Genomic DNA, 8,685 nt, shown 5'->3' on the forward strand with positions numbered 1-8,685 from the left:
TTACCGGAGGTAGCCGACCCTGTCGGCGCTGCTCTTACCAGCGCCCGATAAGGTGCTGCACCAGCAGGCTCGTCAACGCCACCGCCGCCCAGACACCCAGCCCCAGCAGGATCGGCCGGGGCCCGGTCGACGCCATCCGGCGCAGGTCCGCGGACAAGCCGATGGCCGTGAGCGCCACGATGATCAGGCACTCGGCGGCGAAGTGGATCACGGGCAACACGGCCGCGGGAATCACACCCGCCGTGCGGATCGCCGATGCGACCAGGAACCACAGGATGAACCACGGGAAGATCCTGGCCAGGCTGAAACCGGTGGCGCCGCCGCGCTTTTCGCGCCAGGCCACGACCAGGGCGATGACGAGGCAAATCGGAATGATCAGGGTCGCGCGCGTCAGTTTCACGATGGTCGCGTAGTCACCTGCGGCATGGCTGTAGCTGTAGCCGGCCGCCACGACGGAAGACGTATCGTTGATCGCCGTGCCCGCCCACAGCCCGAAGCCGAGGTCGGAGAGCCCCATCCAATGGCCGAGCGCCGGAAACAGCAGCACGGCGACGAGGTTGAACAGGAAGATCGTCGAGATCGCGAAGGCGGTGTCGTGTTCGTCCGGTTTCACGATCGGCACGATCGCCGCGATGGCCGAGCCGCCGCAGATGGCCGTGCCCACGCCGATCAGCAGCTTGAGGGTGTCGTGCACGCGAAGGAGACGGCCAAGCCCCCATGCCGCGAGACCGGCGGCGGCGACGGTCGCGAGGGTGACCGATAGCGACTCCAGCCCGGTACGGGCGACCTGCGTGATGCTGAGGCCGAAGCCGAGGGCGATGATGGACCACTGCAGGACCTGCTTCGACGCGAAGCGGATGCCGGGAAGGAAACGGGCCGACGGCGGTGCGAATTGGCGGACGAGGATACCCAGGACGATGCCGAACACCGCGCCACCCACCAGGGGCATGACGCGCCCCAGGCAGAACGCGACGACGGCCACGGCGAAGGCGAGGCCTATGCCCGGCAGACGAGAGGGGGAGAGGGAGGGAGCGGCAACGGCGGACACGGGACATCCTTGGTGGAGAACGAACCCATTCTCGGCGCCGGCCATCGATAAGCATATTGAAAATACCTTATCGAAGGTATAAGTATTACTGATGCATGCGATCAGCCCGCGCCAACTCGATGTCTTCGTGGCCGTGGCCACGGCCGGTAGCGTGCGCGCCGCCGCGGACCGGCTGTTTCTCAGTCAACCGGCCGTGAGCATGGCGCTCGCCGAGTTGGAACGGCAGATCGGCTCGCCGGTATTCGCCCGCGAGCGCGGGCGGCTGCGTCTCAACGATCGCGGTCGCGACCTGTTGCCGCTCGCACGCGAGCTGCTGGAGCGGCACGCGGAATTCGGTCGACGCGCACAAGGCACGATCACCGAGCTCGCCGGGGAGATCGGCGTCGGCGCGAGCAATACCGTCGGCAATTACCTCGTCGGCGACCTGCTCGGGGCCTTCGCGGCGGCGCATCCGGGCGTGTCGCTTCGGCTGGGTGTCGCCAATACCGCACGCATCGCCCAGGGCGTGCTCGACCATGACTTCGACATCGGCTGCGTCGAGGGGCCGGTGGCGCATCCGGCGCTGGAGGTTCGACCATGGAAGGAGGATCGGCTGGTGGTTTGCGCGCGGCCCGAGCATCCGTTGACGCGCAAGAAGCGGTTGCGCCGGGAGGATTTCGCCGGGGAGCGCTGGGTCTTGCGCGAGCGCGGTTCGGCGACACGCGCATTGAGCGAACGCGCCCTGGCGGAACTGCCGGAAGGAAGCATCGTGCTGGAACTGGATCAGTCCGAGGCGATCAAGCAAGCGGTGATCGCGGGATTGGGCATCGCTTGCCTGCCCGAGGTGGCGGTGGGCGACGCGGTGCGGGCAGGGCGGATCGCGGTGCTGCCGACGCCGTTTCTCGACTTGCGGCGCACGCTGTCGGTGTTGCTGCATCGGCAGCGGTACCGTGGGGCGGTGCTTGAGGCGTTCTTGGCGACCCTGTAGCTCCATCGCCGACAAGGTCGGCTCCCACCAAAGCCTGCTCTGGTGGAGACCTGCTCTGTGTGGGAGCCGACCTTGTCGGCGATGGAGCCGCAGGTGGCTTCCGGTCACCCCAGGACGCAGCGGTTCTTCCCGCCGCGCTTGGCCTCGTACATCGCACCATCGGCCACGGCGACGATATCGTCGTAGCTTGTCCCAGCCTGGAACATCGTCACGCCGATGCTGGCGCCGACCCTGGCGGGGATGGGCATATCGCCCACATGCAGCATGTACGGTTCACCCACCGCGTCGCATAACGCCTGGCAGCGCACGAGGGCGCCTTCCGCGTCGGCGGCGTCATGCAGCAGCACGGCGAACTCGTCGCCGCCCAGGCGGGCGACCGTATCGGTTCCACGCGTACGGGCGTCGATGCGCGCCGCGATCGCCTTGAGCAACTCGTCGCCGGCGGCGTGGCCATGGGCGTCGTTCACGCCCTTGAATCCATCGATATCGATGTACGCCAGGGCGAACGGTGCTCCGCCGCTGTCGCCCGCTTCGATAGCCGCTTCCAGCCGATCGCGGAACAGTACGCGATTCGGCAGGCCTGTCAGTGCATCGTGGGTAGCCTGGTGCCGTACCAGTTGCTCCATGCGCGTGCGTTCGGCCACCTCGCTGGTGAGCTGTCGGTTGCGCAGGGACAACTCGTCCAGCGCCTGCTGCAGCAGGGCGCGTGCGCGATAGAGTTCGAGGAAGATCTTGACCTTGGACTGCAGGATCACGTCGTTGATCGGCTTGGCGATGTAATCGACGGCGCCGGATGTATATCCCTTGATCCGGTTGATGTCGTCCGCGTAGGCGGCCGTGACGAAGATGATCGGCGTCTCGCTCAGGTGATCGGTTTCAGAGATGAACTGCGCCACCTCGAAGCCGTCCATCTCAGGCATGTTCACATCGAGCAACACCAGCGCGAACTGATGGTCCAGGCAGAGCGCGAGCGCCTCGTTGCCGCTGTTCGCCTCGAAGATATCAGCACCCGCGCGGGCGAGAAGGCGACGCATGGCCACCAGGTTGGCGGGCGTGTCGTCGACGACGAGGATTTTGGGACGGAGCGGATTCATGGCAGGCACAATTGGTTGATCTTCGCGGCGATCGCGTCCAGTGGCAGGCAGGCATCCGCGCCCGCGAGTTCCAGCGCGGCCTGCGGCATCACGTCGGCTTCGGCGGTCGCCGGGTCTTGTACGACAGCGTAACCGCCAGCCCGGCGCACGGCGGCGATCCCGTTCGCACCATCGGAATTGGCCCCGGTCATCAACACGGCGACCAATCGCTCGCGCCATGCCTCGGCGGCTGTTTCGAACAGCACGTCGATCGAAGGCCGCGCATAAGCCACGCGTGCATCGACGCTCAGGGAAAACCGGAAGTTATCCTCCACCAGCAAATGGTAGCCGCTGGGCGCCACATGGACCACGCCGGGATCGGCGGGCGCACGTTCTTGCGCTTCGGTCACCGGCAGCGGACAGACGCGCGCGAGCAACTCCACCAGCAGCGAGACATCGGACGAGCCCGTATGGCAACAAAGCACCACAGGCACCGTGAGATGGCGATCCAGGCCCGGCAGCACGCGTTGCAGCGCGGAGAGGCCGCCCGCACTGCAACCCATGACGACGGCTTCGTGCGTGATCATCGGGCCAGTGGCCTCGCACCCTGCCCACCTGCCTGATAGATGCGCATGGCCGGGTCGACATCGGCGAATCCCGCCGCCGCCGGGGAGAAATCGATGTTCTCGCGGGTGCCGAGGCAGAGGAATCCGCCACGGACGAGGCTGTCCCTGAACAGACCGAGCGTGCGGTCCTGCAAGGCGTTGCTGAAATAGATCAGCACGTTGCGGCAGAGGATCAGGTGCGCCTCGCAGAACACCTTGTCCGTCACGAGATTGTGGTTGACGAAGGTGACATGGCGGCGCAGATGCCGTTCGAGCTTGATGAACTCGTAGCGCGCGCTGTAGTAGTCGCTGAAGGAGTGCTTGCCGCCGGCTTCCAGGTAGTTGCGCGACCAGTCCCGCGCATCGCGCGCCGCATAGATGCCCTCGGCCGCAGCCGCCAGCGCGGCGTCGTTGAAGTCGGTGGCGTAGATCCGGGTGCGGTCGTAGAGGCCGGCTTCCTCCAGCATGATCGCCAGTGAATACACCTCCTGGCCGTGCGCGCAACCGGCCTGCCAGATATTGATCTCCGCATAGGAGGCCAGTACGGGGAACACCTTGTCGCGCAGGGCACGGAACACCGGCGGATCGCGGAACATCTCCGATACGGGGACCGACAGGCCTTCGATCGCCTTGCGCACGAAATTCTGGTCGTGCAACAAGCGCGTGGTGAGTCCACTGATGGTGCCGGCATCGTGCGTGCGCACGAGGTGCTGGATCCGGCGCTTCAGCGACGCGGGCGCATAGTCGCTGAAGTCGTATCCGTGGCGCAGCTGCATGGCGCGCACGAAGAGCTGGATCTCGATGTCCTCGACGTCCATGTCAGACCCGCGCCGGCAGCCATACGCGGATCATCGACAAGAGGCGGTCGACGTCGATCGGCTTGGACAGGTAATCGTTGGCACCCGCTTCGAGGCATTTCTCGCGATCGCCGCGCATGGCCTTGGCGGTGAGGGCGATGATCGGCACCTGCGACAGCGCGGGTTTCGCCCTGATGTGGCGCATGGTCTCGTATCCATCCATCACCGGCATCATGATGTCCATCAGCACGAGTTCGATGCTGGAGTCCTTGTCCAGCGTGTCGAGGGCCTTCCGTCCATCCTGGGCCATCACCACGTCCATGCCTTTCGCACGCAGCACCTTGGATAAGGCGAACAGGTTGCGCATGTCGTCGTCGACGAGGAGAAGGCGGTGGCCACGCAGGTCACCGTCCTCAAGGCCGTCCGCCGTGGCCGTTGCATCGGAGTGCGTCCTGCCACCATGGCGGATCGAATGCAGGAACAGGCTCACTTCGTCGAGCAGGCGCTCCGGTGAACGGGCGCCCTTGACGACGATGCTGTCGGTGTACTGGCGGATGCGCATGCTCTCTTCGCGCGAGAGGTCGCGCCCCGAGTACACCACCACGGGTGGCGTGTGCCCGGCTTGCGACAGCCGTTCGAGGAACTCGAAGCCGGACATGTGCGGCAATCCGAGGTCGAGGACGATGCAATCGAACGGCTTTTCCGCGGTCATCGCGAGCGCTTCCTCACCGGAGGCCGCTTCCTCGATAAGGACGGAATCATCCTTGAGCAGGCTGCGCACGGCGGCACGCGCGCTGGCGTCGTCGTCCACCACGAGGAGGTGACGCGTGCGGCCCTCGGCGAAATGCAGGAGGCGTTCGAAGGCCGCCGTGATCGATTCCCGGCTGACGGGCTTGGTGAGGAATCCCACGGCACCCAACTCCAGTCCGCGGGTGGCGTCGTCCGTGGCCGAGATGAAATGCACGGGTATGTGCCGCGTGGAGGGCTCGGCTTTCAGCCGTTCGATCACCGTCCAGCCATCCATGCCCGGCAACATCACGTCGAGCAGGATGCCGGTCGGGCGATAGCGCTTCGCCAGGGCGAGTCCCGATTCGCCGTCGGCCGCGGCGAGCACGTGATGACCCTTGCGGTGGATCATCGCCGCCAGGATGCGCGCGAAGGCCGGATCGTCCTCGACGATGAGGATGGCGGTGTCGCCGGGGTTCAACGACTCTCGATCGTCTTCGATCGTCTCGGCGAGCAGTCCGGGCGATATCGCGAGCGTGGCCTCCGCCGCGGCTTGCTGCAACGGGACGGGCGCCGGACGGCCGTCGCTTTCCGGTGCTTCCTCGGGCAGGTGGATCGTGAAGGTACTGCCTTCGCCCGGTGCGCTGCGCAGCGAGATGTCACCGCCTAGCAGGAGGGCGATACGCCGTGAAATGGCCAGGCCGAGGCCCGTGCCACCGAACTGGCGGCTGGTGCTGGCGTCGACCTGTTCGAAGGCGTGGAAGACGCGTTGGAACTTGTCCGGGGGAATGCCGATACCCGAATCCGTCACGGCGATGGCGATCGCCTGTGCGGCGTCCAGCCCTTCCGGCAGGCGGGCATCGGCGGCCGGCCGCGAGATCGTCACGCCGACACGGCCGCTGGCGGTGAACTTGAACGCGTTGCTGAGCAGGTTGTTCACCACTTGCTCCAGCTTGCCGCCGTCGGTGCGTATCGTGGCCGGGAGAGCGGGATCGAGGTCGATCTCGAAGTCGAGCTTCTTCTCCTGGGCCATGTGCCTGAAGGTGCGCCCCAGCGTGCGCGCCAGGTCGGCCAGGGGAAGTGGTTCCACCACCAGTTCCATCTTTCCCGCCTCGACCTTGGAGAGGTCGAGGATGTCATTGATCAGGCGTAGCAGATTGGACCCGGCATCGTGGATGATCCGTGCGGATTCGACCTGTTCGGCGTTGAGGTTTTCTTCGTCGTTGTCGGCCAGGCTGCGTGAAAGGATCAGCAGGCTGTTCAGCGGCGTGCGCAGTTCGTGCGACATGTTGGCGAGGAACTCGGACTTGTACTGGCTCGCGCGCGCCAGTTCCTCGGCTTTTTCCTGGGTCTCGCGCTGGAGCGCTTCGAGCGCATCCTTCTGCTGGTTCAGCGTGATGCTCTTTTCGCGCAACTCTTCGTTCGAGGCGTGCAGTTCCTCGGTCTGCACGCGCAGTTCCTCTTCCGAGGCGACCAGCCGTTGCGACTGCTCCTGCAATTCGGCGGTCTTGGCCTTCAGCTCTTCGTTGGTGCTGCGCAGGTCCTCCTGCTGGCTGCGCAACGCTTCCTCGGAAGCCCGCAGCTCGTCGGCCTGGCTTTGCGTCTGTTCGAGCAGGGCGCGGGTGCGCAGGGCGCGGGCGAGGTTTTCCAGCGATAGCGCGACGATGGGCGTCAACTCGTCGAGCAGGCGCTCCTGCACGTCGGTGAGATGGGTGAAGCTGGCGATCTCCAGCACGCCGAGCAGGGTGTCGCGCAGGAGCACCGGCACGACCACGACGCTGCGTGGCGGCGCTTCCCCGCTGCCCGAATGGATGCGCGTGTAATCGTCGGGGACGTCCTGCAGGACGATGCTGCGCCGTTCGATGGCCGCCTGCCCGACCAGCCCCTCGCCGAGGGCGTAGTCGGCGGTGACGTGGCGACGCTGCTTGTATCCGTAGCTGCCGAGCAATTCGAGCCGGCCGGTCTCCTCGCGGAAGACATAGAACACGCCCAGTCCGGCTTTCAGGCAGGGCACCAGTTCGGACAGCAGCGTATCGGCGAATTCACGATAGGAGGCGGTCGCCTGCAGACGGTTGGATATGCTCGTGGCGGTCGATTTGAGCCACGTCTGCCCGGCTGTCTCGATCGCCATTTCCTTGAAGATCTGGAGGGCGCGGGCGATCTCGCCGATCTCGTCCTTGCGTTCGAGCTGGCGTACCTCGATCGAATGGTCGTGGCCGGCCAGTCGCGTCATCAACCCGGTCATGCGCACGATCGGCCGCGTGATGAGGCGGGACGTCATGACGATCACCAGGCCGCCGATGACCACGCAAAGCACGAGCGAGGCGATGTCGACGTAACGGATCGCCTTGATTTCGGCGTCGAGGGCGGCATTTCGCTTGGCCAGCAGCGCGCGCTCGGTGTCCGCCATCTCGTGCATGTGCTTGCGGATATCGTCCATCAACACCGTTCGCTGCACGAAATAGCTCCGGCGGATGGCCTCGCGGGCGGCGACGCCTTCCGGTGTCGCCGCGTCGCCGATGGCCCGCATGGGCTCCAGCCCGACGGTCAGCACCTCCCTTTTCCAGTGGTCGAGCATCTCCTGCAGGCGGTCGATGCGGGACTGCTGCAAGGGATTGTCCGCGGTTTGCTGGCGCAGGCTCGCCATGTCGCGATCGAGTTCGCGATCGGCGGCCTCGAAATTGGCGTACTCGTCGTCCGATTGGCTGAGCATGTATCCGCGTGCGCCGGCCTGTCGGGTCTGCGCATCGTCGCTCACCTCGGCCAGCGTGAGCAGCACCATGTAGGTATGCGAGGACCATTCCCGCGAGTCGTCTTCCCGGCCCAGCGAGACGAGGTTGCTGATGCCGACCGCCACGAAGAGGATCAGCAGCATGCCGATGGCGAGCACGATCTTGCGCTGGAGGGGCTGGTTGGCCAGCCAGGAGTACTTCTTTTCAGTCGAAGGCATGGGACGGCCCAGGGAGGACGGAAGGGGCGTCTCGCCCCGGTTCATCAATTATCGAAGTGGCTCAGGCGGATTGCGCATGGTTCCGGCGCCACGGTGGTGGAACCAGTGTGCCACGGCGCACCGCGATGGCCAGGCAGCCTGCGGTGGCGACCGAACACAGGCACAGCGCCACCACGGATGCTTCGGCGCCGAACGCCCCGCCGGTGAGCCAGTCGGGCCCACGCATGTGCGAGGCAAGGAGGCCGTGCTGCTCGAAGCCAGACACGGGGACGCCGTAGACGGGTCCCTGCGCCACGTTCCAGGCCGCGTGCGCGCCCATGCAGATCCACAGCGAGCGGGTCACGTGATATAGCAGGCCGAAAAGCAGCCCCGCTTCGATGGCGATGGCGAGGGCGCTCCAGGCGGTGGCGTTGGGGTTCCACGCGTGCAGGCCGCCGAACACCGCGGCCGAGAGCAGCAAGGCGGCCCACGTGCCGAGGCCTTCCTCCACGATGCGGAAGCTGTCTCTTATACACATCT

The 8,685-nt window shown here is 65.9% G+C and carries 7 protein-coding genes; 1 reads left to right on the top strand and 6 read right to left on the bottom strand.

Annotation, left to right across the window (positions count from 1 at the left end; translation table 11 throughout):
- Positions 1-34: 34 nt before the first annotated feature.
- On the bottom strand, positions 35-1,093 hold the full coding sequence (locus tag ACR9ZJ_RS04620; protein ID WP_481287015.1) for a YeiH family protein: 1,059 nt from the start codon (positions 1,091-1,093) through the stop codon (positions 35-37).
- 46 nt (positions 1,094-1,139) lie between these two features.
- On the opposite strand from ACR9ZJ_RS04620, the gene ACR9ZJ_RS04625 reads away from it, so the two are divergent.
- Positions 1,140-2,015, top strand: a complete 876-nt coding sequence (locus ACR9ZJ_RS04625) for a LysR family transcriptional regulator (protein ID WP_481281274.1) — start codon at positions 1,140-1,142, stop codon at positions 2,013-2,015.
- Positions 2,016-2,119: 104 nt separating this feature from the next.
- On the opposite strand, the gene ACR9ZJ_RS04630 is transcribed toward ACR9ZJ_RS04625, so the two are convergent.
- From ACR9ZJ_RS04630 to ACR9ZJ_RS04650, 5 genes are all read right to left on the bottom strand, one after another.
- Positions 2,120-3,109, bottom strand: a complete 990-nt coding sequence (locus tag ACR9ZJ_RS04630) for a response regulator (protein ID WP_481281273.1) — start codon at positions 3,107-3,109, stop codon at positions 2,120-2,122.
- Entirely contained in the window at positions 3,106-3,675 is a 570-nt protein-coding gene (locus ACR9ZJ_RS04635; protein WP_481281272.1) for a chemotaxis protein CheB, read from the bottom strand. The genes ACR9ZJ_RS04630 and ACR9ZJ_RS04635 overlap by 4 nt, the downstream gene beginning before the upstream one ends.
- Positions 3,672-4,511, bottom strand: a complete 840-nt coding sequence (locus ACR9ZJ_RS04640; protein ID WP_481287016.1) for a CheR family methyltransferase — start codon at positions 4,509-4,511, stop codon at positions 3,672-3,674. Before ACR9ZJ_RS04640 ends, ACR9ZJ_RS04635 begins: the two co-directional genes overlap by 4 nt.
- A gap of 1 nt (position 4,512) precedes the next feature.
- On the bottom strand, positions 4,513-8,166 hold the full coding sequence (locus tag ACR9ZJ_RS04645) for a response regulator (RefSeq protein ID WP_481287017.1): 3,654 nt from the start codon (positions 8,164-8,166) through the stop codon (positions 4,513-4,515).
- Between the two features lie 61 nt (positions 8,167-8,227).
- The coding region (locus ACR9ZJ_RS04650; RefSeq protein ID WP_481287018.1) for a CPBP family intramembrane glutamic endopeptidase at positions 8,228-8,685 on the bottom strand (458 nt) is incomplete at its 5' end.

It is taken from the genome of Luteibacter sp. KNZ12-1A, from assembly GCF_056755675.1.

What these genes read in the sequence shown, in the direction of transcription:
- ACR9ZJ_RS04620 (WP_481287015.1), bottom strand. Translation starts at nt 1,093, where the DNA reads ATGGCCGGCGCCGAGAATGGGTTCGTTCTCCACCAAGGATGTCCCGTG.
- ACR9ZJ_RS04625 (WP_481281274.1), top strand. Translation starts at nt 1,140, where the DNA reads ATGCATGCGATCAGCCCGCGCCAACTCGATGTCTTCGTGGCCGTGGCC.
- ACR9ZJ_RS04630 (WP_481281273.1), bottom strand. Translation starts at nt 3,109, where the DNA reads ATGAATCCGCTCCGTCCCAAAATCCTCGTCGTCGACGACACGCCCGCC.
- ACR9ZJ_RS04635 (WP_481281272.1), bottom strand. Translation starts at nt 3,675, where the DNA reads ATGATCACGCACGAAGCCGTCGTCATGGGTTGCAGTGCGGGCGGCCTC.
- ACR9ZJ_RS04640 (WP_481287016.1), bottom strand. Translation starts at nt 4,511, where the DNA reads ATGGACGTCGAGGACATCGAGATCCAGCTCTTCGTGCGCGCCATGCAG.
- ACR9ZJ_RS04645 (WP_481287017.1), bottom strand. Translation starts at nt 8,166, where the DNA reads ATGCCTTCGACTGAAAAGAAGTACTCCTGGCTGGCCAACCAGCCCCTC.